This is a genomic window from Pseudomonas sp. W4I3, assembly GCF_030816195.1.
In the GTDB taxonomy this organism is placed as follows: domain Bacteria; phylum Pseudomonadota; class Gammaproteobacteria; order Pseudomonadales; family Pseudomonadaceae; genus Aquipseudomonas.
In genome coordinates this window covers 4,385,856-4,409,377 of record NZ_JAUSXS010000001.1, presented here as the reverse complement: position 1 = coordinate 4,409,377, position 23,522 = coordinate 4,385,856, and the positions used below count along the sequence as shown (strand labels likewise).

Annotated in this window: 25 protein-coding genes and 1 pseudogene; 19 read left to right on the top strand and 7 right to left on the bottom strand. The window is 60.7% G+C overall.

The window, feature by feature from the left end:
• Positions 1 to 16 precede the first annotated feature (16 nt).
• Positions 17 to 775 carry an IclR family transcriptional regulator gene (locus tag QF045_RS19920; RefSeq protein WP_124362225.1) on the bottom strand — a complete coding sequence of 253 codons (759 nt, stop codon included), beginning with the start codon at positions 773 to 775 and terminating at the stop codon, positions 17 to 19.
• Positions 776 to 1,066: 291 nt separating this feature from the next.
• Here QF045_RS19920 and QF045_RS19915 point away from each other — a divergent pair, with 291 nt between their 5' ends.
• The 9 genes from QF045_RS19915 to QF045_RS19875 all read left to right on the top strand — a co-directional run bounded on the left by QF045_RS19915 (position 1,067) and on the right by QF045_RS19875 (position 10,543).
• Positions 1,067 to 2,608 carry an acetolactate synthase large subunit gene (locus tag QF045_RS19915; protein ID WP_124362226.1) on the top strand — a complete coding sequence of 514 codons (1,542 nt, stop codon included), beginning with the start codon at positions 1,067 to 1,069 and terminating at the stop codon, positions 2,606 to 2,608.
• Positions 2,609 to 2,619: 11 nt separating this feature from the next.
• On the top strand, positions 2,620 to 4,110 hold the full coding sequence (locus QF045_RS19910) for an aldehyde dehydrogenase family protein (protein WP_124362227.1): 1,491 nt from the start codon (positions 2,620 to 2,622) through the stop codon (positions 4,108 to 4,110).
• A gap of 27 nt (positions 4,111 to 4,137) precedes the next feature.
• The gene (locus tag QF045_RS19905; RefSeq protein WP_124362228.1) at positions 4,138 to 4,932 is read left to right on the top strand and encodes an SDR family NAD(P)-dependent oxidoreductase; all 795 of its coding nucleotides are present in this window, start codon (positions 4,138 to 4,140) and stop codon (positions 4,930 to 4,932) included.
• A 12-nt stretch (positions 4,933 to 4,944) separates the two neighbouring features.
• Positions 4,945 to 5,985, top strand: a complete 1,041-nt coding sequence (locus tag QF045_RS19900; RefSeq protein WP_124362229.1) for a YCF48-related protein — start codon at positions 4,945 to 4,947, stop codon at positions 5,983 to 5,985.
• Between the two features lie 11 nt (positions 5,986 to 5,996).
• Positions 5,997 to 6,464 carry a VOC family protein gene (locus QF045_RS19895; protein ID WP_124362230.1) on the top strand — a complete coding sequence of 156 codons (468 nt, stop codon included), beginning with the start codon at positions 5,997 to 5,999 and terminating at the stop codon, positions 6,462 to 6,464.
• A gap of 15 nt (positions 6,465 to 6,479) precedes the next feature.
• On the top strand, positions 6,480 to 7,082 hold the full coding sequence (locus QF045_RS19890) for an amino acid synthesis family protein (RefSeq protein WP_124362231.1): 603 nt from the start codon (positions 6,480 to 6,482) through the stop codon (positions 7,080 to 7,082).
• Between the two features lie 60 nt (positions 7,083 to 7,142).
• On the top strand, positions 7,143 to 8,750 hold the full coding sequence (locus QF045_RS19885) for a bifunctional 3-(3-hydroxy-phenyl)propionate/3-hydroxycinnamic acid hydroxylase (RefSeq protein ID WP_124403729.1): 1,608 nt from the start codon (positions 7,143 to 7,145) through the stop codon (positions 8,748 to 8,750).
• On the top strand, positions 8,747 to 9,526 hold the full coding sequence (locus tag QF045_RS19880) for a 2-keto-4-pentenoate hydratase (RefSeq protein ID WP_124362233.1): 780 nt from the start codon (positions 8,747 to 8,749) through the stop codon (positions 9,524 to 9,526). The genes QF045_RS19885 and QF045_RS19880 overlap by 4 nt, the downstream gene beginning before the upstream one ends.
• 75 nt (positions 9,527 to 9,601) lie before the next feature.
• Complete coding sequence (locus QF045_RS19875; protein ID WP_124362234.1) at positions 9,602 to 10,543, top strand: helix-turn-helix domain-containing protein; 942 nt, start codon at positions 9,602 to 9,604, stop codon at positions 10,541 to 10,543.
• Here the strand turns inward: QF045_RS19875 and QF045_RS19870 are convergent.
• The 6 genes from QF045_RS19870 to QF045_RS19845 form a co-directional block, all read right to left on the bottom strand.
• Complete coding sequence (locus QF045_RS19870) at positions 10,532 to 11,452, bottom strand: ABC transporter six-transmembrane domain-containing protein (RefSeq protein ID WP_124362235.1); 921 nt, start codon at positions 11,450 to 11,452, stop codon at positions 10,532 to 10,534. The two genes, QF045_RS19875 and QF045_RS19870, sit on opposite strands and share 12 nt — an antisense overlap.
• Positions 11,440 to 11,802 (bottom strand): hypothetical protein, encoded by a 363-nt coding sequence (locus QF045_RS19865; RefSeq protein WP_124362236.1) that lies wholly within the window; start codon positions 11,800 to 11,802, stop codon positions 11,440 to 11,442. Before QF045_RS19865 ends, QF045_RS19870 begins: the two co-directional genes overlap by 13 nt.
• Positions 11,803 to 11,844: 42 nt before the next feature.
• Complete coding sequence (locus QF045_RS19860) at positions 11,845 to 12,054, bottom strand: hypothetical protein (RefSeq protein WP_124362237.1); 210 nt, start codon at positions 12,052 to 12,054, stop codon at positions 11,845 to 11,847.
• A gap of 48 nt (positions 12,055 to 12,102) precedes the next feature.
• Positions 12,103 to 13,194 (bottom strand): ATP-binding protein, encoded by a 1,092-nt coding sequence (locus tag QF045_RS19855; protein ID WP_124362238.1) that lies wholly within the window; start codon positions 13,192 to 13,194, stop codon positions 12,103 to 12,105.
• Positions 13,191 to 13,919: a response regulator gene (locus QF045_RS19850; RefSeq protein ID WP_124362239.1), complete on the bottom strand. Its 729-nt coding sequence runs from the start codon at positions 13,917 to 13,919 to the stop codon at positions 13,191 to 13,193. The genes QF045_RS19855 and QF045_RS19850 overlap by 4 nt, the downstream gene beginning before the upstream one ends.
• Positions 13,920 to 14,088: 169 nt before the next feature.
• Positions 14,089 to 14,916 (bottom strand): helix-turn-helix domain-containing protein, encoded by an 828-nt coding sequence (locus QF045_RS19845; protein WP_124365135.1) that lies wholly within the window; start codon positions 14,914 to 14,916, stop codon positions 14,089 to 14,091.
• 185 nt (positions 14,917 to 15,101) lie between these two features.
• Between QF045_RS19845 and QF045_RS19840 the strand changes: the two genes are divergently transcribed.
• From QF045_RS19840 to QF045_RS19800, 10 genes and pseudogenes are all read left to right on the top strand, one after another.
• Positions 15,102 to 16,241, top strand: a complete 1,140-nt coding sequence (locus QF045_RS19840) for a tyramine oxidase subunit B (RefSeq protein ID WP_124362240.1) — start codon at positions 15,102 to 15,104, stop codon at positions 16,239 to 16,241.
• 33 nt (positions 16,242 to 16,274) lie between these two features.
• Positions 16,275 to 16,697, top strand: a complete 423-nt coding sequence (locus QF045_RS19835) for a RidA family protein (protein ID WP_124362241.1) — start codon at positions 16,275 to 16,277, stop codon at positions 16,695 to 16,697.
• A gap of 58 nt (positions 16,698 to 16,755) precedes the next feature.
• Positions 16,756 to 18,048, top strand: coding sequence for an FAD-binding oxidoreductase (locus tag QF045_RS19830; protein WP_124362242.1), 1,293 nt, complete (start codon positions 16,756 to 16,758; stop codon positions 18,046 to 18,048).
• Positions 18,049 to 18,082: 34 nt separating this feature from the next.
• Positions 18,083 to 18,928, top strand: coding sequence for an alpha/beta fold hydrolase (locus QF045_RS19825; RefSeq protein WP_124362243.1), 846 nt, complete (start codon positions 18,083 to 18,085; stop codon positions 18,926 to 18,928).
• Complete coding sequence (locus tag QF045_RS19820; RefSeq protein ID WP_124362244.1) at positions 18,925 to 20,205, top strand: multidrug effflux MFS transporter; 1,281 nt, start codon at positions 18,925 to 18,927, stop codon at positions 20,203 to 20,205. Before QF045_RS19825 ends, QF045_RS19820 begins: the two co-directional genes overlap by 4 nt.
• A complete protein-coding gene (locus QF045_RS27810) occupies positions 20,126 to 20,305 on the top strand; it encodes a hypothetical protein (RefSeq protein WP_373424491.1) in 180 nt (59 codons plus the stop codon). Before QF045_RS19820 ends, QF045_RS27810 begins: the two co-directional genes overlap by 80 nt.
• On the top strand, positions 20,298 to 20,603 hold the full coding sequence (locus QF045_RS19815) for a hypothetical protein (protein ID WP_306493679.1): 306 nt from the start codon (positions 20,298 to 20,300) through the stop codon (positions 20,601 to 20,603). Before QF045_RS27810 ends, QF045_RS19815 begins: the two co-directional genes overlap by 8 nt.
• A 212-nt stretch (positions 20,604 to 20,815) precedes the next feature.
• Entirely contained in the window at positions 20,816 to 21,334 is a 519-nt protein-coding gene (locus tag QF045_RS19810; RefSeq protein ID WP_256660163.1) for an RraA family protein, read from the top strand.
• A gap of 59 nt (positions 21,335 to 21,393) precedes the next feature.
• Positions 21,394 to 22,617 carry an MFS transporter gene (locus tag QF045_RS19805; RefSeq protein ID WP_256681673.1) on the top strand — a complete coding sequence of 408 codons (1,224 nt, stop codon included), beginning with the start codon at positions 21,394 to 21,396 and terminating at the stop codon, positions 22,615 to 22,617.
• A 26-nt stretch (positions 22,618 to 22,643) separates the two neighbouring features.
• Positions 22,644 to 23,376: pseudogene (locus QF045_RS19800) on the top strand (LysR substrate-binding domain-containing protein); the annotation flags it as partial.
• Between the last annotated feature and the right edge of the window lie 146 nt (positions 23,377 to 23,522).

Below are 23,522 nucleotides of genomic sequence, written 5' to 3'. Positions count from 1 at the left end.
CTGTCGCGCCTCAACTTCAGGGCGCGGCGGCGCCCGGCTGATTGCGCATGTTCTCGGCAATCCGTCGCGTGGTGTCCATCACCATCTCGATCACGGTTTCCTGGCGCAGCAGCCTGAAGCTTTGAGTACTGCCGACGGCGGATAAGCTGCCCACCACTTCGTCCATATCCGGCTGGATGATCGGCGCCGCGATGCCGGTCAGGCCCAGGTTGAGTTCATCGTGGGTCAGGCAATAGCCGTCCTTGCGAATCTTCTTCGTGGCCTTTGCAAAGCTTGCCCAGTCATAGGCACTTTCCGGGTCGCCGGCCATATGTTCTTCGAACAGGCGTTGCAAGCGCCGACCTTTCTGATAGGCGATTAACACCTTGGATTGCGCACCGCGAAAAAACGGCAGCGGGTGCCCGCGCCCGAAGGAGAAGTGGTAAGTGTCAGTCGGTTCGGCGATGTAGGTGTTGATGATGCGCCCGTCATAGAAAACGCTGGCGAACACCGCAAGGCCGGTCTGCGTCGACAGTTCATGCATCAGTTCGCGCCCGGCGAGAAGGATGGGGTCGTACTGGCGCATCATCCAGTCCAGCTCGATCACGCGGGGCCCCAGGCCGTAACTGCCGGCGTCCACGCGCGTCAGCAGCCCGGCGTCACACAGGTCCTTGACGTAGCGATACGCCGTGGCGCGCGACAGGCTCATGCGCTCGGCGATGGTGTCCGGGTCGATCTTCAACGTCTGTGGACCGAACAGGTCCAGGACACTCAACAACTTACTCAGACTGCTCATTTCGTTCCTAGAGAAGGGGAGGCGTGCGGGTAAGCACTATAGGCGAAAACGCCCCAGATCCAATGTGGAGCGGGGCTTGCTCGCGAAAACGGTACTTCAGTGACGGCTGTGTGGACTGACATGCCGCTTTCGCGAGCAAGCCCGCCCCCACACGTCATCACTCTATATTGAGAACGTATTAATTGCACATAATCTCAAAATAAGAGATTTAACTTAAATTAAATCTTGTTATGAGTGTCTTTATATGTGATAAATCTCATCAAAGAAAACGCTCAAGTGAGAGGGCTGACAATGAATGGCGCACAACTAATAGTGAATGCGGCAGCGGCAAGTGGTATCGAATACTGCTTCGCCAACCCGGGAACCACCGAGATTCCGCTGGTGGCCGCCATGGCCAGTGCACCCGCCCTCAAGCCGGTGTTGTCGTTGTTCGAAGGGGTGTGCACCGGCGCGGCGGACGGTTACGGTCGTATCGCCGGCAAACCGGCAATGACCCTGACGCACCTGGGCCCGGGCTTTGCCAACGGCATCGCCAACCTGCACAACGCACGGCGCGCCAACACGCCCATCGTCAATGTGATCGGCGACCACGCGTCATGGCACGTCAATTACGACCCGCCTTTGGCCAGCGACATCCAGGCCCTGGCCGGTACTGTTTCCGGTTGGGTACGCACCTCGCGCACCGCGTCCGGTGTGGGCGAGGACTTGCAGGAAGCCATGCGCGCCGCCTGGCAAGCCAAAGGCCAGATCGCCAGCTTGATCCTGCCCATGGACCTGCAATCCAATACGGCGACCCACAATGGGCAGTTCAGCCCGCTACGTGCGCCGGTCCGGCGCTTTGCCGGCGACCGTATCGAAGCCGTGGCCCAGGCGCTGCGCGATGGCCAGCGCCTGGTCTTCATCGTCGGTGACCAAGGCTTGTCAGTGGCCGGCCTGGAAGCGGCGGGGCGCCTGGCGCAACTGCCCGGCGTGCGGATGTTTGCCGAGACTTTCCCGCGCCTGAGCTACCGCGGCGGCGGCTTGCCCGACCTGGATCGCTTGCCGTATTTCCCGGAAGTGGCAATTGAGATCCTCGAGCAATACGACAAGGTTGTGTGCGCCGGTGTCGTGGAGCCCATCAGTTATTTCGGCTACGAAGGTATTCCGTCACGGTTGGCTGAGCGTGAGCGTCTGCTGTCGCTGGCCGAAGTGGGCGACGATGTGGCCGGGGCGCTGACCGCGCTGGCCGATGCGCTGGATGCGCCGGCCTATGTACCGACGCCGCAGGACATCCAGCTGCCGCCGGGCGAGGCGGCTTTGAGCCCGCAGTCGGTGGGGCAAGTGTTGGCCGCCGCGCTGCCGGACGACTGCATTGTCTCGGTGGAGGGCGGCACCTGCGGCTATCCGTTTTTCACCGCTTCTGCCCGTGCCGCGCGGCACCGTGTATTGACCAATACCGGTGGCGCCATCGGCCAGGGCATTCCGGTGGGTTTTGGCGCCGCACTGGCCGAGCCTGGCAACCGGGTGTTTTGCCTGCAATCGGACGGCAGCGCCCAGTACACCATTCAGACCCTGTGGAGCATCGCCCGCGAGCAATTGCCGGTGGTGATCCTGATTGCCGCCAACCACCGCTACGCGATCCTGCAGAACGAACTGCGCCGTTTCGGCATGACCGAGCTCGACCCGCAGGCGCTTAAGCTGACCGTACTCGACAGTCCGCGTATCGATTGGAAGGCCCTGGCCAAAGGGTATGGCGTGCCGTCCTGCACCGTACACACCAACGCCGAATTGCAACGGGCGCTGGCCAACGCCGCCGCCAATGCCGGGCCTTGCCTGATCGAAATGGCGCTGTGAAGGAGTCGACCATGAACCTGCTCCAATTATTGCCTGCCGTCCAGGCGTTCCTGGACCAGCCCGGCCGCCTGTTTATCGGCGGTACCTGGCAGGACGCCGCCGGCGGTCGTCGCTTTGCCGTGGAAAATCCGGCCACTGAACAGACCCTGACTGAAGTCGCCCAGGGCGATGAGCGCGATGTGAATGCGGCCGTGGCAGCTGCCCGCGCAGCCTTCACCGGCGCCTGGGCCTTGCAGTCACCGGCGCAGCGCGGTTTGTTGCTGTTTCGCCTCGCCGATCTGTTGGACCAGCACCGCGAGGAGCTGGCGCAACTGATCACCCTGGAGAACGGCAAGCCGATCGCCAATGCGCGCGGTGAAGCGGCCAGCGCGGCGAACATCATTCGCTACTTCGCCGGCTGGCCCACCAAGATCGAAGGCAGCACGCTGCCCGTCTCGCCGGCCAGCGGCGCGCCGATGCTCAACTACACCCTGCGCGAGCCGGTGGGCGTGTGTGCGCTGATCGTGCCGTGGAACTTCCCGTTGACCATGTGCGTGTGGAAGCTCGGTCCGGCGCTGGCCACCGGTTGCGTGGCGGTGCTCAAGCCCGCCGAGCAGACGCCGCTGGTGGCGATTCGTCTGGTGCAACTGATTGAAGCGGCAGGCTTCCCGGCGGGCGTGGTCAACCTGATCACCGGCCTGGGCGTCGACACCGGCGCGCCACTGGCGCAGCACCCGGACGTCGACAAGATCGCCTTCACCGGCTCGACCCAGGTCGGTCGGCTGATCGCCCAGGCCGCCACCGGCAACATGAAAAAGGTGTCCCTGGAGCTGGGCGGCAAATCGCCGAACATCATCTTGCCCGACGCCGACATCGTGCGCGCCGCCAAGGGCGCCGCCGATGGGATTTTCTACAACCAGGGCCAGGTGTGCACGGCCGGTTCACGCCTGTATGTGCATGCCAGTGTGCTTGATCAGGTGCTCGAAGAACTGCAGCGTCATGCCGCCGCCCACGTACTCGGCGATGGCCTGGACCCGGCCAGCAGCATGGGCCCGCTGGTGTCCGCGCGGCAATTGAACACCGTCAAGGGTTACCTCCAGCGGGGCCAGGAAGAGGGCGCCGAACTGATCTGCGGCGGCGGCCGTCCCGAACACCTGGAGCGTGGTCACTTCATTGCTCCGAGCGTGTTTTTGGACCGCGCCGAGCGCGCCTGCGTGGCCCGCGAAGAAATCTTCGGCCCGGTGCTGACCGTGATGGCCTGGACCGAAATCGACGAACTGGTGCTGCGCGCCAACGACTCGCCCTATGGCCTTGCCGCCGGCCTGTGGACCCGCGACCTGCGCTCGGCGCACCGCGTGGCCGCGCAGCTCAAGGCCGGCTCGGTATGGATCAATTGTTGGAACGTGGTCGATCCGGCCTCGCCGTTCGGCGGCTACAAGCAATCCGGCTGGGGCCGGGAAATGGGCAAGAACGTGATCGACGCCTACACCGAGACCAAAAGCGTCTTCGTCGATCTCGCCTGAATCGAACAATCACAAGAGGAAATGGCAATGGATCTGGAATTGAAAGGCCGTGTGGCAATTGTGACCGGCGGCGGCATGGGCATCGGCAAGGAAGTCGCACGTTTTCTGTCCGAGGAAGGTTGCAAGGTGGTGATCTGCGCGCGGCGCATGGCGTTCCTGCAACTGGCTGCCGAAGAGATCACGGCACAGACCGGTAATGAAGTGCTGCCGCTGTTCTGTGACACCAATGACATGAAGGCCGTGTCGGAGATGGTCGATGCGGCGTACAAGCATTTCGGCCGCATCGACATCCTCGTCAACGGTGCTGCCGCGCCGTCTGGTGTGGTACGCAATGACATCGAGCACGCCGGCGACGAGGAGTTGCTGTCGGACCTCAACACCAAGGTGATCGGCTACTTCCGTTGCGCCAAGGCCGTGACCCCGCACATGAAGGCTGCCGGCTTCGGTCGCATCATCAACATCGGCGGGCTCACCGGGCGCAGCAGCAAAGTGCTCTCGGGCATGCGCAACCTGGCGATTGCCCACATGACCAAAACCCTGTCCGACCAGCTCGGTCCGTCGGGCATCACGGTCAACCTGATTCACCCCGGCGTGGTGGATACCCCGCATATCCAGGAGCTGTACGAGCGCGAAGCGGTCAAGCAAGGCAAGACCGCGGAACAGGTTGAACAGGCCTACATCGACGCGACGCCGATTCGCCGCACCCTGGCACCGATCGAAATGGGCTGGCTGATCGGCTTCCTGGCGTCGCCGAAGGCTGGCGCGGTAACCGGTGAGTCCATCGGCATCGACGGTGGTTTGACCCGTGGCATCTATATCTGAGGAGTATCAGAGATGAGTAACGGAACCCTTTTAGTCGCCACCGTCGGGCAGGCGGTGATTCGCAGTGCCGACGATGGCAAGACCTGGCATCGTCTGGGCCTGGGGCAAGACCTGGAATTCGACGCGATCACCCGCTCCTTGAGCGTGCATCCCGACACGCCCGAGCGAATCTATGCCGGCACCGACGTGGGCTTGTGTGTCAGCCACGACACCGGTGGGCACTGGCAGCGCGTCGATTCGCCGTTCAACGGCGAGACGGTGTGGAAGGTCGCGGTGGACCCGCAGGATGCCCAGCGGATCTTTGTCGGTACCGGTGCGCCCTCGCGCGCTGTGCTGTGGCGCACCCTGGACGGCGGCCTGAGCTGGGATCGCGCGCCGGTGGAGATCCCGGAATTCTGCGACGGCGTCAGTCGCCCACGTTTGCTGGCCTTCGCCTACGACCCCACCGACCGCAATCAGGTGTGGTTCGGCCTGGAGGAGGGTGGGCTGTTCCATTCCCGCGACGGTGGCGACAGCTGGACTCGGGTTGATGACCGCCTGCTGTGGGACTTCAACTCGGATATCCACAACATCCTGGTGCTGCCCAACCATGGCGAAAAAGTCATCGTGGTGGTGTGCGTCAACGCGGTCTACCGCAGCCTTGATGAAGGCTTGACCTGGACCGGCATTGTTGGCCGGGAAGCGTTCGGCCTGTACTACATACGCGCCATGAACGCGCCGCCGGGCACCGAGGACACGCTGTACCTGAGCATTTCCGACGGCACTCCCGGCACCACCAGCAAAATCCTGATTTCCCGTAACGCCGCCCTCAGTTGGGAGGTATTGCCGCTGCCGCAGCAACCCAACTCCTGCGTCTGGGCCATTGCCTTCAACCCGGCCAACCCGCGCCAGATCGTGGCGGGCACCAAGTATGGGCACTTGTTCACTTCTGACAATGGTGGGGACGGCTGGCAGAAGCACTGGCGTGAATTCAGTGAGATCGCGGATGTGCTCTGGACGCCTGCCGTGGCGCAGATCAAGGCCGGGCATCAATCCATCGTCAAGAAAAACTGAGGAAATCGGTGATGAAAGTCAAAATCCTTCGGACTCACTTATCGCTATTTGTGAGTGATCCTGATGTGTCGGCGCGCTGGTATGCCGACATCCTGGGCATGCACGAAAGTGCCCGGGGCGAAAGCTGGGTCATGATGGCGTTTGGCACCAAACATCACGACATCGCCTTGATTCGTGCAGAACCGGGCGCCCATCAGGGCGGCCTGGGCCTGCAGCACTACGGATTGGAAATCGAAGGTGACATGACCACCTTGCGCCAGCTCTACGGCATGTTGCTGAAGAAGGGGGTGGAGGTGGTGAAAATTACCGATCATGAAATCGGCAACGGCCTGTATTTCAACGACCCCGATTGCAATCGCATGGAATTCTTTCTCGAGACAGAGCATGACGATGCGTGCGGCAAGGCCCGCTTCAAGGCCGCCCGTGCGCCGAGTCGCAACATCACGCTTGACCCCCTTGACCCCCTTGACCCGATTTGAACCGAGGTTCACCTGATGAAAACCGCGAATTTTGCCAGCTATCACATCCGCAAATGGTACAGCTTCATCGAAGAAACCCTGGCCAACGAAAGTGGCCAACTGGCCGATGGCGAGCCGCTGTTCAAATACGCCGTGGCTGCCGTGATCGCCAACCCTTATGCCGGGCGCTACAGCGAGGACCTCTCGCAATTGACTGAGCCGTCGCCGCTGCTGGGCGAAGAGTTCGGCCGGCGCATCAAGGCATTGGCCGGCGCACATGAAATTGTCAGCTATGGCAAGGCCATCCTGGTGGGCAGCGCGGGAGAATACGAGCACGGCAACGCGTTCCTCACCAACCCGGCCGCCGATCCGATCCGCGTCGCCCTGGGCGGTGGCAAGTCGTGGGTGCCCTCGACCGGCAAACGCGGCGGGCCGGGTTCGACCATCGACGTACCGCTGGCCCACAAAGACGCGCTGTACGTGCGTTCGCATTACGACAGCTTCTCCCTGACGTTCGGTGACGGCCCTTCGGCTGATGAGGTAGTGGTGATTTGGGCGTTCGCCACCCGCGGCCGTTTGCATGCGCGGTTGGGCGGCCTGAAGGCCGAGGATGTAAAAGGTATTGACGGGCTGCACTGATAAAGGCGCAGCATCAAGCAGTATTGGATCAAAACCACAACAAGAAAGCGGTGAATAGCGATGAAGCAGGAGAAGACCCAGGTTGTCATCGTGGGCGGTGGCCCCAATGGCATCACGGCCGCGCACTATATGGGAATGTACGGTATCGACTGCATCGTCCTTGAACTGGCCGACGGCATCCTGCCTTATCCCCGTGCCGTGGGCATGGACGATGAGGCATTGCGTGTGTTGCAGGGCATCGGTATCGCCGAACTGGCGGTACGCGACATGATTTGCGATGTGCCGCTGCGCTACTACAACGCGCGCGGCGTGTGTTTCGCCGAGGTCAAGCCAAGTGCTGCCCACTACGGCTGGCCGATGCGCAATATTTTCATGCAGCAACTGCTCGAAGGCACCTTGCGTGAGCATCTCGGGCAGCGCGCCAGCGTCGAGTTGCGCCAGGGCCACGAACTGCTCGAACTTGCGCAGGACGATCAGGGCGTGACCCTGCAGGTGCGCGGTGCCGACGGCGAGACCTACCAGCTTCAAGCCGACTATGTGATCGGTGCCGACGGCGGTCGCTCCACGGTGCGTAAAAAACTCGGTATCGAACTGCTGGGGCTGACCCATCCACGCAAATGGGTGGTGGTCGATACAGCCAACGACACGCTGGACGCACCCTACACCGCGTTGCATGCCGATCCGCAGCGGCCTTTCGTGTGCATCTATTTGCCGTACCAGCAGCGGCGCTGGGAATTCATGCTGATGGAGGGCGAGGACGAAGCGAAAATGTGCGAAGAGGCAACGATTCGCAAGCTGATCCACGGGCATATCGGCGATGCCGTAAACGACCTCAATGTCATTCGCATTCGTGCCTATACCCACCACTCGCGCGTCGCGGCGCGCTTTGTCGAAGGGCGTGTGGCGCTGGTGGGTGATGCGGCGCATATTTCTCCGCCCTGGGCCGGGCAAGGCCTTAATTCCGGCCTGCGCGATGTGGCCAACGTGGCCTGGAAGCTCGCGGCGATTATCCAGGGGCGTGCGGCGCCCTCGATCCTGGCCAGTTACGACCAGGAACGCCGTGGTCACGCCACTGAACTGGTAGCCCTGGCCGACAATATGGGCGCCGTCCTTGGCTTGACCAACCCGCTGATGGCAGGCGTGCGCGACTGGCTGTTCCAGGCAGTCAACAGCGTCGACAACCTGCGTTCGCACTTGCTGGAGTTCAAGTTCAAACCCAAGGCGACCATCACCAAAGGGCTGGTCTATCACGAGCGGGCCGAATTGCGTGAGGATGATCTAGTCGGGCAACTGTTCATCCAACCGAATATCGAAGATGCGCAAGGTCAGCGCCGGCGCCTGGACGAAGTCCTCGGCAACAGCTATGCCGTGCTGGGTTACCGCGTGAATCCGCGCGAGCACCTCAGCGAACCGATGGCGGATTATTGGGCACGTTGGGGCACCTGTTTCATCCAGGTCAACCGGTCGCGCAGCGGCGTGGGCCGAAACCAGCCGTTGACGGCCAGCGACGCCGTGAGTGTGGAGGACGTGGATAACCGCCTGGGCGAATGGTTCTCCAAGGTGCGTGACTGCATCGTGGTGGTGCGTCCGGACCGATTTGTCGCGGCGATTACCACTCCGGAGCGGCTTGATGGCGTACTGCGCAAACTGGCGGAGCAACTTTCATGAGTGGCGCCAACGCACTGCTCGGCCAACTGTACGAGGCCTGGCGCACCGCCCAGCCCATTGCACCGTTGCCGCCCGAGGCGCTGGACCGGCTGGAAGGCTACGGTCTGCAGCTTCAGGGGCTGGCACGGCGCCAGGCCGGCGGCGAGCGGCTGAGCGGTTGGAAGGTCGCCTTTGCAGGCCGCGCGGCGCAAGCGCGCTTTGGCCTCGACGAGCCGGTGTATGGCGGCCTCACGGCGGTCATGGAGGTCGAGCCGGGCAGCACGGTGTCATTTGAGCGGTTGATTCAGCCCAAGCTTGAGGTCGAACTGGCGTTTGTGTTCGGGCGCACGCTGGTAGCGGGCGACTACGGGGATGAGGAGATTCTGGCGGCCATCGCCGAGGTGGCGCCGGCGTTCGAGATCGCCGACTGTCGCTGGCAGGGCTGGCATTTCGGGCTTGGCGCGTTCCTGGCCGATAACGCCGCCGCGGCACTGTACTGTGTAGGGCAGCCTGTGCCGTTCGATCCTGTCCGGCATGCGTGCGTGGCGTATCACTTGGAGCATGAGGGTGTGTATCTGGGCAGCGGCGATACCCAGGACCGAGAAGACAGCCCCCTGTTCAACCTGTGCTGGCTGGTGCGGCGCTTGCTGGCCGATGGTCATCGCGTAGAGGCCGGGCAGGTGGTGCTTTCCGGTGCGCTACTGGCGCCGATGGATATTCACCCAGGCACTTATCATCTGCACATGCTTGGCACGGAACTGGCTTTGGTTTTCCAGGCGGACGTTGCGCCTGTGTAACGCCAACCGATGTCACGGATGACTGAGCCACCTTCAGGCCAAAAGCAAGAACCCGGCCGCCGAGGAATGACGAATATGCTCGCTGAAGTCCGAACCTTCAATGACTCTCAACAGCACGCCGGCTCGATCCAGGGTTGGCAGCAGGTCTATGACCAGCTCGGTCGCGGCTGCCTGACCAGTGAGCTGCGGCAACTGACCGGTGATCGCTTCCAGATCTTCCAGGAGGTGCTGGACAAGCGGGTGGTGCAGCATGGCCGTTCGCCCCAGGGCCGCTTGTGCGCAGCCATGTCACTGGGCAACCCTCCGGTGGTCCAGGGGCAACGGGTAAGCGCGCAAAGCGTGGTGCTGCTGCGTGATGCCGAAGAGTTCGTGCTGCATGCGCCGCAAGGCACGCATTTTTTTGCATTCAACGTCGATGCCGTGCGTTTCGCCAAACTGGCGGCTTTCGAGTTATCCAATGATCAGCTCAAGCGTTTGACCAGCGTGCCCGCGCTTAACGTGGATGAACCGTCACTGCTGCGCATTCGTCAGCGCATTCACCTATTGTTTCGTCACTTTCTGGAACACGCGGACGCCATCAGCCCGGCGTCGGAAAAAATCCTGGAAGATGAGCTGCTCGGTGCGTTCCTCGATCTGTTCACCCACGCAGGCGACGAAGTGCGTGGCCGGCGTGGCAATTTCGCGGTCAGCGCCTATTTGGTCAGACGCAGCCAGGAATTGATCATTGCCAGTGGCGATACCCCGCTGAGCATCCTGGACCTTTGCGAGCAGTTGCGCGTCAGTCGCAGAACCCTGCAGAACAGTTTTCAGGCAGTGACCGGTATGCGGCCAGTAGAGTACTTGCGCAATTTGCGTCTCAACGCGGTCAGGCGACGCCTGATCGCAACCTGCCCGAGCAAGAAAAACGTCGGTGAAATCGCCGTGGCCATGGGTTTTTTTCACCTGAGCCATTTCGCCACGCATTACCGCGAGCTGTTCGGCGAATCGCCGTCGGAAACGCGCAGGTCACCGCGCTGAATCCGCCAGGCCTGGGTCCACCCGCTTGCCGATGTCCTTGAGCCGCGCCAGTTGGTCGATCATCGAAGGCGCTTCATCCAGGCAACTGACGAAGGTCCACAGGTAGGTCATCACCGCGTAGATATGCCCGGCTTTCACCGCTGGCGCCAAGGCCAGTTGGGTGATCGCGACCACGAACAGCAGCGCCGCCAGAATGCCAATGGACAGGAACGCCACTGCTTCACGGTCCGATAGCCCGATGCGCAGCCGCGACAGCACCTGATAGTGGCGGTGCAAGGTATGCGCCCCGACCGTTTCCACCAGGCCGATTTCCTTTTCCAGCCGATTGTTCAAGCGCTCATGCAAGCGTTGGTTGCGCCGCGCGAAGCCCGGCATGAGCGTGACGCATAGCAGCAACGCCAGCAGACAGGCCAGGCCGACCCAGGGCTCGATCACCAACAGCATGCCCGCCGCCCCGACGATCGACACCAGCGCGGTGGCGATTGTCGGCACGTGCTTTTCAAAAAAGTCGACGAAGTCGCGCGCCAGCACCACCCGCGCCGCCGCCTTGGAGGTGCTGTGGCGTTGCAGGCGCTGGTTGAGAATTACCGGTACCGCAAGGTCGGCGTAGATGCGCGTAAAGGTGCGCGTATCCAGCGCCCGCCGCGCCGCGCCAACCACCCAGAAGCCCAATACCACGGCGGCATACCACAATGCACTGGCGGCATCGCCGCGGATGATCGAGTCCACGGCAAACCCGGCGAACAGCGGGTAGGCCAGCAGCAGCGCATTTTCCAGTGCGACCAACGATAAGGTGCCGAACAATTTACCGGGATAGGCCCTGGCGATGGCCTTGAGGGTCTGGCTGGCAGATTGCTGTCCCAGTTTTTTACTTTCTTCGAGCAGAATCGGCGGTGTTACGGATGCCATGGTGCACCTGTGTCGCGCGTTGCGCGTTGATGAAAGTCGCGGGAGATGCCGAGCCGATGACGCGCTTCGTCGGTCATCAACAACAGATCGATCTGGACTTCTTCGATGATGATTTCCAGGGTGATCAGGATGCAGATGGTCGGCGCTGTCAGCAGCCAGTGATAATAGGATTGGGTTATCAGCGATGCACATACGCCCAACAGCCACAGGGCCAAGACACAAGAAGGCGCGTACTTTTGCAGGGGAATACAGAAGCGCTGCACCTTTTTGAGTTTGAATGTGTAGAGCGTCAGTGACGCTTCCAGTTGTTTAAGGGCGATAGGCATCCGCGCTGAATGCAGTGTCGGCATAACAGTTATCCACGTTGGAACGTTAAACAAGGGTGCCAGGCATTACACGGTGTGGCTGATCGCTGCCCGGCGTTCAAGGCCTGGCAGCGTTTGATTGAGCCAGGCGAGATTGACTGCTTCGACTTCCATCCATTCACCTCTGTTGGGGATTTCTTCGCAACTCATGAATGCGATACAACGTCCTTGTAGGTCCAGTAAGGCAAAGTGGCGATATTTAATTGCTCTTTTGAATAAAGAGATACGGAGACGCATGCCATCACCTTGGTGGGTGTTAATAGAGCAAACTTCGCTTCAAGGTTGTCAGGGTTCGATATTCAAAAGGGTTGCCGTTGGCCAACTGAGTTCAAATAAAGTGCCGCCATTTACAAGTGTTCGACAGGCCACGGCGCCGCCATGGGCCAGCGCGATCGAACGCACCACGGCCAGGCCCAGGCCACTGCCGCCCTGGGCGCGGGAACGCGAACTGTCGCCACGCTGAAACGCATCGAAAATAAGGGCGGCGAACGGCTCGTCGACACCCGGACCCTCATCCGCGACCCTCAGGAAATTGCCGCGCTCGTCACTGCCGAGCTGAACGCTGACGTTGCCCGGCGTGGCATGCCGGCGGATGTTGTCCAGCAGTGCCAGCAAGGCCTGGCGGATGCGGGCGGGATCGCAGTGCACGGGGCCCTTGCGCAGGTCCAGCAGCAGGACGAAACCGGCACTGTTCAGGCTGGGTTCGAACAACCGCGCTTCGGCCTCCAGCGCGTCGGCCAGCTCGACATGCTTGATTTCCAGCTTCAGGTAGCCGTTATCCCCCATGCCCACCACGCGCAGATCTTCAACCAGGCGCGTCAACCCTTCGACCTGGCTGAGGAGACTATAGAACTGCGAAGTGTCAGGCTTGAATACACCCTCGGCCAGGCCTTGCAGACGGCCGCGCAGGATGGTCAGCGGGGTGCGCAGTTCATGGGCAATCGCGGCGTTCCAGAAGGCTTGTTCTTCGGCCATGCGTTTCAATCGGTTCGCCATGCTATTGAAGTCATTCACCAGGCGGGCAGCTTCGCCCGGAGAAACGTCTGGCGCCACTGCCCGTGCATCCAGGTCGCCGTCGGCCAGGCTGCGCAGACTGGCCGCCACCGAGTTCAGCGGCATGAGAATGCGTCGGGACAATTTGACGGCCACCGCCACGCCGACGCCCAGGCTGACGCAGGTAATCAAGCTCATCCAGGCCCATTCTACGCCACTGGGCAACCATTCATCCGCCTCCAGCTCCAGCTGCGTCGGGGGCGACAGGGTCCAAAGCAATGCATAGAACACGTAGGTGCCGACGACCGCGAGTGCGATTACACACAGCACCACGGCGGTCATCGACAAGATGATCTGCCGGCTCATGCTGTTGCTGACGTTCATGCCTGGCTCCCGAACCGGTAGCCGACGCCCCGGATGCTGGCCGGCACGCCGCGCATGCCGAGGTCTTCGATCTTGCGGCGCAATTTGCTGATATGGCTGTCGACCGTACGCTCCAGGCTGTCGCTCTCAGGTGAGCAGAGCACCAGCAGTTCGGCGCGGCTGAACACTCGACGCGGCGACTTTGCCAACTGCGCGAGCAACCTGAATTCGGTCACCGTCAGTTGCAACGGCTGTTTTTGCGTGCCGATGCGCACGCTTACCTCATGGTTGTCGATGTCGATCTCGAATGGGCCGACGCGCAGCACACTGTGGCCGCTGCCATGTCCCTGATCGGCGCATCGGCGCAGTACTGCCTGGACCCTGGCGATGACCTCCGCCGGGTTGAAGGGTTTGACGATGTAGTCATCGGCGCCTATGCGCAGCCCCATGAGCTTGTCCATGTCCTGATCCTGGGCCGTCAGCATGATCACCGGCGTGTTGCCGCGATGACGAACTTCCGCCAGCACCATCCAGCCGTCCAGCTTCGGCATCAGCACATCGAGCAGCACCAGATCGGGCTTGAGCGCCTGATGCAGCTCAAGCGCGCGCCGCCCGTCCTGCGCATGCACGGTTTTAAAGCCGGCGCGCTTGAGATAGGCCGCGAGGATATCGGCAATCTCCGGCTCGTCTTCGGCGATCAGGATCAGCGCCTGGTTGGCGCTCGATGCAAGGGATGATTCAGTCATGGTCTGCTCGGTCGATGTGCTATGCCGTGGCTCAATGCTGCAACGGTGCGCAGTTTTTCAGCAACGGATTGGATGATGCCTCATCAGCATGCACGTTCAGCGTAGGGTTTATGGAGAAATGATGGAGACCGAAACTTAATTTCCCGGCGAGGGAAGGGAGGGCGGGGTTTCAGGCGAAGCTGATGCGCTCGTTATAGGCGTTTCGCAGCATTGTGCGTTGGTATTCGCAGGGCGTTGTACTGACCAGTTTCTTGAAGTCGCGCAGGAAGTGCGACTGATCGGAAAAGCCCAGGTCCAGGGCGAGTTCCGAAAACGATACATCGTGCTGGGTATTCAGGGTTTCCAGAGCCGCCTGGCAGCGGATGATCCGGCAGAAGGTCTTGGGTGACAGGCCAGTGTCCTGGCTGAACTGGCGATGAATGCTACGGCTGGTGTAGCCACTGAGGTGTTCAAGCTGTTGGATGCGCAGGTCGCCGCGGTGGGCGAGCGCCTGTTGAATGACCATGGCCGTCAGCTTTGAGGTCCTGCCCATCAAGCGCGGGATCAGGTAGTCGTTGAACAGCTTCATTTGCTCCTGCAACTGCGGGGCCTGGACGATGCTCTCGAAAATGCGCTGGGCAAATGCAGACACTTCCAGCAGGTCCCATTCCTGTTCGGTCAGGTCCTCGGCCAAGACGTTGATGAAACCCGGAATCACCCCCGGCGAAAAGCGCACGCCGAAGTAATGATGACCCTGCAGCAACTGGACCCGCTGCGCCTCCAACGGCGTGCCACAAATCCTCACGCTGGGGCGCGTGGCATCACAGTCGAACACGATGTCCACACAGCCATCCGGGACCGCCAGCAGGTCGGCCGAGTCGGCAACGTCAAAGGCATAGAAATGCGAAATCGCCGGGTGATCGGAAGGCACTACCGAATACCGCGATGAGTTGAGCACGAACCAGGGTTGTTCGTACGCGGTGTGGTGCCGCAGCGTCGGCGCGCACAGGTTGACCATCATAGCACCTTCAAGTGGAGACATCCGGGAATAATCACGCATTTATCGCGCCAGTACGTGCGCGCGGAATGCACCGTGATGTCCGAAATTTACAATACCGCCGAAATTCGCCCGCTGATACTCAAGGTCGATAGCGTGGGAGCAGCGCCTACCGCAGCGATATTACCTCCAGTCCGAGAATAATTATGTCCATTACTACAAAAATAGACTTCATCTACCTGTCCGAGCAGGACATGATCCGCGCTGGCGTGACCGACATGCTCGCCTGTGTGAACACCATGGAAGAGATGTTCGGCCTGCTGTATAGCGGCGACTATCGCATGGCCGGGCCGAACAATGATTCCCACGGCGCCATTGTGATATTCCCGAAGGATTCGCCGTTCCCGAACATGCCCAAGCCCACCGCTGACCGGCGCATGATGGCGATGCCGGCCTACCTGGGCGGCAATTTCTGCACTGCGGGCGTCAAATGGTACGGCTCCAATATTGCCAACCGCGAAAAAGGCCTGCCCCGCTCGATTCTGATGTTCACCCTCAACGACCCCGACACCGGCGCGCCGCTGGCGCATATGTCCGCCAACCTGCTGTCGGCCTATCGCACCGGCGCGATCCCCGGCGTGGGCGCGCGGCACCTGGCCCGCAAGGATTCAACGGTGGTCGGTCTGCTCGGCCCGGGTGTGATGGGCAAGACCACGCTCGCCGCATTCATCGCCGTTTGCCCGCAAATCGATACGTTAAAGATCAAGGGCCGAGGCGAGAAAAGCCTGAACGATTTTATCGCCTGGGTGAAGGAAACCTACCCCCAGGTAACCACGATTAAAGTGGTCGATAGCCTCGAAGAAGTGGTCCGTGATTCCGACCTTGTTACTTATTGTAGCTCCGGTAAGACGGGCGACCCCTCAATCTACCCAATCGTTAAACGCGAGTGGGTCAAACCGGGGGCCTTCATGGCGATGCCGGCATCCTGCTCCCTGGATGAAGGGATGGAGCGTGCCGACGTGCGCAAGGTGCTGGACAACACCGGCCTCTACGAAGCCTGGTTCGAAGAATTGCCCAAGCCTGCCCACCACTGCGTGCCGGTGATCGGGGTGCGTTTCATGGACATGATCGCCGAAGGCACGATGCAACCCGAACAGCTTGAAGACATCGGCAAGATCATTGCCGGCGATGCCCCAGGGCGCAGGAACGATGAAGAAATCATCATCATGTCGGTCGGCGGCATGCCCGTGGAAGACGTGGCCTGGGGCACCGTGGTGTACCGCAATGCAATCGAAAGAGGCATCGGCGTGAAACTGAATCTGTGGGAAACCCCGGAGCTGCGCTGAGCCATTTCCTATACAACTGAAGAGACCTTCGACATGACAAAAATCATCAAGCTCAAGACCGGTTCCCCGTTTGAAGACCAAGCCAGCTATTCGCGCCTGGTGGTGGTGGACAACTGGATCTATGTTTCCAACACCGCCGGCCGTAACCCTCAAACCAAATTGATCCCGGAAGACGTCCTCGAGCAGGCGCACCAGGTCTTCGCCAACATCGAAACCGCGCTGGCCGCCGTCGATGCCAGCCTGGCCGATGTGGTGTGCTCGCGCGTGTTCATCCAAGACCCCAAGGATGTGCCGGCGGTGATGGCCTTGATCGGCGAGAAGTTTCGCGGCGTCGATCCGGCCAGCACCGTTACGTGCCCGCCGCTGGGCTCGACGGTCTACAAGGTGGAATTGGAAGTGACGGCTTATCGCAACGCTTCCAAGGCGCAAGTCGACGTCATTCGCCTGTCGCAGTAACCCGTTACGTGGCTGTGCGCGTGCGCGGCTGACCTTAATTGCTTATCGAGTCTTGATCATGGCCCCGACGATTGCGCCCGTGGATACGTCCACCGTGTTTCCCACTGCGACCTGCGTCGTCATTATCGGCGGCGGCATCATCGGCTTGACGGCTGCACTGACGCTGGCCGAACGCAATATTCCGGTGGTGGTGCTGGAAAAAGGCCGTATTGCCGGCGAGCAGTCCTCGCGAAACCTGGGCTGGGTGCGCAAGACCAGCCGGCACGCGCACGATATACCGCTGGCCCTGGCCGCAGACCGCTTGTGGGCGCAAATGCCCGAGCGGGTGGGCGCGGATGTGGGCTATCGGCAAGAAGGCATCATGTTTGTCGCCCGCAACGACACGCAAATGGCCATGCATGAAGGTTGGCTCAAGTCGGTCGAGCATCTGTCCCTTGATTCTCGATTGCTGAGCAAACGCGAGATCGAACAATTGGTGCCGGGCGGCGAGGGCGACTGGGCCGGCGGGATCTACACGCCGTCCGACGCGCGTGCGGAGCCGACCCTGGCCAGCAGTGCGATTGCCAAGGCGGCCATGGCCCTGGGCGTGGTGATCATCGAGCAATGTGCGGTGCGTACGCTGCAGATGTCTGCCGGCAAAGTCAGTGGCGTGGTTACTGAAAAAGGCGAGATCCGCTGCGATCAGGTATTGCTCGCCGGCGGTATGTGGTCGCGGCGTTTTTTGGGCAACCTCGGTGTGTCCTTGCCGACGCTGGCCTTGACCTGCTCGGTGTTGCGTACCCATCCGATGCAGGGCCCTACTGAAATTGCCGTGGGCGCGCCGGACTTTTCGTTTCGCAAACACAAGGACGGCGGCTTCATCATTACCCAGCGTGGCAAGCTGGACGCCTTCCTGACCCTCGATCACCTGTTGCTTGCCAAGCAATACATGCCGCAATTTCGTGCGCAGCGCAGCGTGTTGAACGTGTCGCTGGGCAAGTATTTTTTCAACGACCTGGCGCTGCCCCGGCGTTGGTCGGCCGACAGCATCAGCCCGTTCGAGCGTGTACGCACGCAAGACCCCGCCGCCAACCCGCGGCTGAACAATGATGCGATGAACAACCTCAAGGCGGCCTGGCCGGTATTCGAGCAAGCCCGGATCGCTCAAGCCTGGGCAGGCACCATCGATGTGACCCCGGATTCCAACCCGGTAATAGGCCCGGTCGCGCAAATTCCCGGCCTGACCGTGGCCACCGGTTTTTCCGGGCACGGCTTTGGTACTTCACCGGCGGCGGGTCACCTGGCGGCGGATATTGTCAGCGGGCACGCGCCCATCATCGATCCCAGCCCTTATCGCTTCGATCGTTTCTAAGTCGATCCAGGCCCTGCACTCACGGAGCAAAATCATGTCCCCAGACAGCCGCTTTTTCACCAATCGCGCCGGCTTGCGTTTGCATTTTTTACGTTGGGGCGACCCGAGCGGCGTGCCGCTGGTGCTGTTGCATGGCTTGCGCGCCTATGCACAGACCTGGGAGTCGTTGGTCGAGGCGTTGGGGGGTGGTTATTGCATCTACGCCCTCGACCAGCGCGGTCGCGGGCTGAGTGACTGGGCCCCGGCCGCGAGCTACCACACGCAGTCTTATGTTGAGGATCTTGAGGACCTGATCGCCCATGTGGATCTGCAGCGTTTTGTCTTGCTGGGGCACTCATTGGGTGGGGCTAACGCTCTCGAGTATGCGCGGCAACATCCGGGTCGTTTGGATGGCTTAATCATCGAGGACATTGGCCCCGGCTCCTCAAGCCAAGGCGATGGCGCTGCGCGTATTCGCCGCGAGATGGGCCAGACGCCGTTGCACTTCGACAGTTGGGAGGCGGCCCGCGCATTCTGGAAGGCTTCACGCCCGGGCTTATCGGAGCAGGGCCTAGCGTCGAGGCTGACATATTCGATGCAAAAGTGTGACGGCGTGATTGCCTGGCGCCATGATCAGCAGGGGATCGCCGAGGCACGGCTGAGTATCGAACCGACGGATTTGTGGCCAGCGGTGCGCGCGCTGGATTGCCCAAGCTTGTTCATTCGCGGCAGCTGCTCGGACTTTCTGCCCCCCACGGCGCTGCAGGCGATGAGGGCCAGCAACTCGCACGTGCGGACGGTGGAGGTCGCCGACGCCAGTCACTATGTTCACGACGATCAAGGTGCTGTATTCAATGCGCTAGTTGCAGACTTTCTTGCAAGCCTTGCGCGCTCCGAATGAAGCCCACTTTGCGCTTGGTTGCTCTGCTGGCCTCGCTGACGGCCTTCGTGCCTTTTTCTATCGATACCTACCTGCCCAGCCTGCCGCGGATTGCTGTTGAACTGTCGAGCAGCACTGCTCACGTGCAATATACGATTAGCATTTTCCTCGCTGGCTTGTGCCTGGGCATGTTGTTTTATGGTCCGCTGTCGGACCGCTATGGGCGGCGCCCGTTGCTGCTGGGAAGCCTGGTGCTGTACGGTCTGGCGACGCTGGGTTGCCTGTTTGCTGCAAACATCGAGCAACTCATCGCCTGGCGCTTTATCCAGGCGCTTGGCGGGGCCGGTGCAATGGTGCTGGCCAGGACTGTGGCCAGAGATCTGTACGGCCTGGCGCAGGCCGCGAAGGTGCTGTCCTGGATGCAAATGCTGACGATGATGGCGACGCTGGTCGCACCAATGGTCGGCACCTGGCTGGTACTGATCGATGGTTGGCGCACCATATTCGCCGTGCTATTCCTACTATGTGGGCTGTGCCTGCTGATGGTCAGCGTGGGCTTAGAAGAGAGCCTGTCGCCGCAGGCTCGAAGCACCTCTGTGAAAGCGGCGTTTGCGGCCTATCCGAGTATTCTCCGTCAACCCCGGGCAGTGGCATTGATCCTATGTATGTCACTGACGTTTGGCGGTGTGTTCGCCTTTATCACCGCTTCGCCCTTTGTGTACGTGGAGTACTTCGGTGTGTCGCCGCGCACGTTCAGTGCGCTGTTTGGCCTAAATATTTTAGGCATCATCATGGTGAGCTTTATCAATGCCCACTGGGTCAATCGCCTGGGGCCACCACGTATGCTGGGGTTTGGCGCAGTTGTGGCGGGTGGAGCGGGGCTAGCGTTAATGGTCGCGGGATACACGCAGTGGGTCGGCCTGACCAGTATCGTGTTGTGCCTAATGCTGTACATGGGTGTCACCGGGTTGCTGGGGGCCAATTGCACGGCAAGCCTGATGAATATGTTCCCGACGCAGGCGGGGGCGAGCGTCGCACTGGGGATCTCAATGCAGTTCGCCTTCGGGGGGCTGGCGAGCCTGTGGGTCAGCCGCATAGCGGACGGCACGCCATGGCCGATGTGCCTGGTGGTGGGCTGTTGCGGGCTTGGCTGCCTTTTGGCATACGGCATTGCGCGGTGCGCGCCGGCGATGCCTGCTGACGCCGCATACCCGTTATCTGATCGTTATTGCCGAGATTGCACGGACGAAACCCGGTGCGTTGCTCATCAACACCGCGCACGTCCCGTTGGTGAATGACAACGCGGTGTCCGACGGCCTTGCAGCTGCCAGTTGGGCGGCACCGTGCTGGATGTACTGCACATGGAGCCGCCGCAAGCCGATCGCCCGATTTGCATGATGGCAATCTGAATCACTTCGCTGACGGTCGGAACGTTGCTGCGTTGCCGAATGCGATCCATTGCGTGCCTATCAGCCAAACGACCGCTGCACTGAAGCGGGCGGCGGTTGTTCTCGACCAGATCATGGTCAAAGAGCGGGTGGATGATCTGGAGGAGGAGTTCTTCGCGTTCTGGCGTGGTGACTACTACTACACCGATATTGAGAGGCCTGAATCTGGCGAAGTCGCAGAGCTGAGTCTGGGTAAAGGGCAGAGGCTCGTTTCACCGATGACCTGGCCAGAGTGGCGTGTGGTATGACTGAAGCTGATGCCACCGCAACCGATACCAGCGCTTGATTTTGTACAGGTGGTGCCAAGGCGTATTGGCTGACATGAGGCTTGTGCAACTTTAGCGAGGCGGAAGCAATCAGCCATCCGCTCGAGTTGAATAGCGAGCATCGAGTCTAGATGTGCACCGAGACGATCAGACAGCGCGGTCTCCTGCGTGGAACCCACTTCGGCCACTTGCGAATGCTCGTCACTCAGCACGCGGTCAAAGCCCGTCCGGGCGACAACCTCATGCTGCATTACGCACTGGATATAGCGGAGCCGGGTGATGTGGTGGTCGTCGATGCTGGGGGCGATCTATCCAATGCCTTGATCGGCGAAATGATGGTTGCTTACGCCATCAAGCGCGGTGTCGCGGGTATCGTTATCAATGGCGCGATTCGAGATTCGGCAGTCATCGGCGCGGATGATTTTCCCTTGTTCGCGGCAGGCATTTCACATCGCGGCCCTTACAAGGATGGTCCGGGTGAGATCAACGTGCCCATTGCGATCGATGGTATGGTGATTGAGCCCGGCGATCTGATTATTGGCGATGATGACGGCCTCTTGTGTGTGCCATTCGATCAAGTCGGCGAAGTCTATGAGTGGGCGGCTGCCAAGCATGCCGCCGAGAGCAAGCAGATGGAGCAGATTGCTATAGGCACCAACGACCGTACCTGGGTACTGGAATCGCTGAAGAAAAAAGGTTGCCTGCTGCCGTAATCTGCCATTGATGCGTGCGGGGCGGGCATTACTGTTACTTGTCAATCAGGAGCAATGACTTGCCTGACCCCCACACCACGCACCGTAGTCAGTGGCCTGCATCCGTGAGGGCGCTGGCACATCGCAATTTTCAAATCTATTTTGCAGGGCAAGCCGTTTCCACCCTAGGCAAGTGGGTTCAACAAGTCGCGTTGTCGTGGTTGACCTATCACCTGACAGGCTCGGCGGTGCTGCTCGGCGCTATTACCTTCCTCAGTCTGGCGCCACAGCTGCTGATTGGCCCTTTGGCAGGCGCCTGGACGGATAGGCACGACAAGCGTCGCCTGCTGATTATCGTGCAGACCGTCCTCGCTCTACAGTCCTTGGCACTGGCGATTCTCGCCTATGGGCAATGGATGAACGGCCTGACTATTGCGCTCATGGCTTTGCTGCTCGGATTGCTCAATGCCGTGGAGACTCCGCTCCGTCAGGCGTTGATCGCAAGCTTTGTTCCTGATCCGGCCGACCTGCCCAATGCCCTCGTACTTAACGCCATGTTAATCAATGCGGCTCGCTTTGTCGGGCCACCCTTGGCCGGTGCCTTGATTGCCTTGGCGGGGGAGGCAGGCTGCTTTTTACTGACTGCCCTGGCGTTTCTGTGTCTGCTGATCGGGCTCATGAAAGTGCGCGTGACGCCAAGCCCAAGAGCCAGTGGCTCAACAGGTGAAGTGTTTCGAGAAGGGGTGCGTTATCTCTGGAGAACGCTTGAAGTTCGGCGGTTGATGGTCAGTGTCGTGATTATCAACCTCCTCGCGTCCTGCTATACCGCGTTGCTGCCCATTTTAGCCAAGACAGTTTATGAGGGGGATGCTCGCACGCTTGGGTGGCTATGGGGCGCTGCAGGTGCCGGCGCTTTCCTGGCGACCGTCGTGTTAGCGGTAAGCGGTTCAGCGTCGAGGTTGCAGCATTTTATATTGGCTGGAGCGGTGTTATGCGCAATGGGCTTGCTTGGGCTGGCTGTGCCTGGCCATCTACTGCTGGCGTTAGTGTGTTTGGCAGTCCTCGGGTTTGGGATCACCGTGAGTAATGTGAGCAGTAATATGCAACTGCAAAGTGGCGCGCCCAGCGCACTTCGCGGACGAGTCATTGCGTTTTACATCGCATTGCGTTTCGGTTTCGAGGCCATTGGGGGGCTGTTTGCGGGACTAATTGCGGCCCACCTGGGGGCGCCTTTGACGCTTGGCATAGCTGGTGGACTGTTGTTAATGATCGTTATTGGTCGTGAAATCGCCAATCGTGGGTAACGTGCCCTAGGGGCAGTCTGAAATAGAAGCTGGAGCGGGTCTGCGATGACACCCGGCGTATTGCTCAGGGGCAACGGCGCTGGTTGGGGATCGGATTCGCGCCGTCGACGCTGTACGGCGCGCTACCTGAGCTTATCCGACGCCTGCGCAGCGATGGCGGTATCGAGCTGGGCCTGTCGGAAATGGTCATGTTGCAGCAGGTCGAAGCCCTGAAAAGTGGGCGTATCGATATCGGTTTCGGGCGCATCCACATCGACGCCGCCGTGGTGCAAAAAAGTTATACATCAGGATCCCCTGGTCGTGGCGCTGCCCGCCGGGCACCACTTGCTGGGCGCGACGGTAAGCATGGAGCAATTGGCCCTCGAACCCTTTGTACTCTATCCTGGCAATATTCGCCCCAGCTATGCCGATCATGTGCTGCGGCTATCTGCCCGGCATGACTTGAAGGTCCGTGTGGCGCAAATGACCAATGAACTGCAGACCGCCATCGGGCTAGTAGCGGCGGGTATTGGCATTTCCCTGGTACCGGCTTCGGTGCAGCGTTTGCACCGCGACGATATTGGCTACTCGCCCTTGTTGGAACCTTTGGCGACTTCGCCGATTATTGTCAGTTACAGGGCAGGGGATGAGTCGGCGTTGCTGCAGCAGTGCCTGACGTGGATCGCCAAATTAGCTGCATCGATGTCGCTCGCCGCTGAAGTTCAACAGGAGACATCTTCGAGGCACCGGGATGTTGCGCATCAAACATCGGACCTGTAAGAGCGATCTGGAAGTTGGAACGACTTTCATCTGGACTCACATGGAGCGCATGTTCCAGCTCGGGTGCGCTGCTTCTTGGATTACCTTGTCGAACCCTTCCGATACTGAGACAGCGTTGGTTAAGGGGAACTGTTTACAGTGACAGC

Excerpts from the sequence above, each read along its gene's own strand:
- QF045_RS19920 (WP_124362225.1), bottom strand. The coding sequence starts at position 775 with ATGAGCAGTCTGAGTAAGTTGTTGAGTGTCCTGGACCTGTTCGGTCCA.
- QF045_RS19915 (WP_124362226.1), top strand. The coding sequence starts at position 1,067 with ATGAATGGCGCACAACTAATAGTGAATGCGGCAGCGGCAAGTGGTATC.
- QF045_RS19910 (WP_124362227.1), top strand. The coding sequence starts at position 2,620 with ATGAACCTGCTCCAATTATTGCCTGCCGTCCAGGCGTTCCTGGACCAG.
- QF045_RS19905 (WP_124362228.1), top strand. The coding sequence starts at position 4,138 with ATGGATCTGGAATTGAAAGGCCGTGTGGCAATTGTGACCGGCGGCGGC.
- QF045_RS19900 (WP_124362229.1), top strand. The coding sequence starts at position 4,945 with ATGAGTAACGGAACCCTTTTAGTCGCCACCGTCGGGCAGGCGGTGATT.
- QF045_RS19895 (WP_124362230.1), top strand. The coding sequence starts at position 5,997 with ATGAAAGTCAAAATCCTTCGGACTCACTTATCGCTATTTGTGAGTGAT.
- QF045_RS19890 (WP_124362231.1), top strand. The coding sequence starts at position 6,480 with ATGAAAACCGCGAATTTTGCCAGCTATCACATCCGCAAATGGTACAGC.
- QF045_RS19885 (WP_124403729.1), top strand. The coding sequence starts at position 7,143 with ATGAAGCAGGAGAAGACCCAGGTTGTCATCGTGGGCGGTGGCCCCAAT.
- QF045_RS19880 (WP_124362233.1), top strand. The coding sequence starts at position 8,747 with ATGAGTGGCGCCAACGCACTGCTCGGCCAACTGTACGAGGCCTGGCGC.
- QF045_RS19875 (WP_124362234.1), top strand. The coding sequence starts at position 9,602 with ATGCTCGCTGAAGTCCGAACCTTCAATGACTCTCAACAGCACGCCGGC.
- QF045_RS19870 (WP_124362235.1), bottom strand. The coding sequence starts at position 11,452 with ATGGCATCCGTAACACCGCCGATTCTGCTCGAAGAAAGTAAAAAACTG.
- QF045_RS19865 (WP_124362236.1), bottom strand. The coding sequence starts at position 11,802 with ATGCCGACACTGCATTCAGCGCGGATGCCTATCGCCCTTAAACAACTG.
- QF045_RS19860 (WP_124362237.1), bottom strand. The coding sequence starts at position 12,054 with ATGCGTCTCCGTATCTCTTTATTCAAAAGAGCAATTAAATATCGCCAC.
- QF045_RS19855 (WP_124362238.1), bottom strand. The coding sequence starts at position 13,194 with ATGAACGTCAGCAACAGCATGAGCCGGCAGATCATCTTGTCGATGACC.
- QF045_RS19850 (WP_124362239.1), bottom strand. The coding sequence starts at position 13,919 with ATGACTGAATCATCCCTTGCATCGAGCGCCAACCAGGCGCTGATCCTG.
- QF045_RS19845 (WP_124365135.1), bottom strand. The coding sequence starts at position 14,916 with ATGGTCAACCTGTGCGCGCCGACGCTGCGGCACCACACCGCGTACGAA.
- QF045_RS19840 (WP_124362240.1), top strand. The coding sequence starts at position 15,102 with ATGTCCATTACTACAAAAATAGACTTCATCTACCTGTCCGAGCAGGAC.
- QF045_RS19835 (WP_124362241.1), top strand. The coding sequence starts at position 16,275 with ATGACAAAAATCATCAAGCTCAAGACCGGTTCCCCGTTTGAAGACCAA.
- QF045_RS19830 (WP_124362242.1), top strand. The coding sequence starts at position 16,756 with ATGGCCCCGACGATTGCGCCCGTGGATACGTCCACCGTGTTTCCCACT.
- QF045_RS19825 (WP_124362243.1), top strand. The coding sequence starts at position 18,083 with ATGTCCCCAGACAGCCGCTTTTTCACCAATCGCGCCGGCTTGCGTTTG.
- QF045_RS19820 (WP_124362244.1), top strand. The coding sequence starts at position 18,925 with ATGAAGCCCACTTTGCGCTTGGTTGCTCTGCTGGCCTCGCTGACGGCC.
- QF045_RS19810 (WP_256660163.1), top strand. The coding sequence starts at position 20,816 with ATGCTCGTCACTCAGCACGCGGTCAAAGCCCGTCCGGGCGACAACCTC.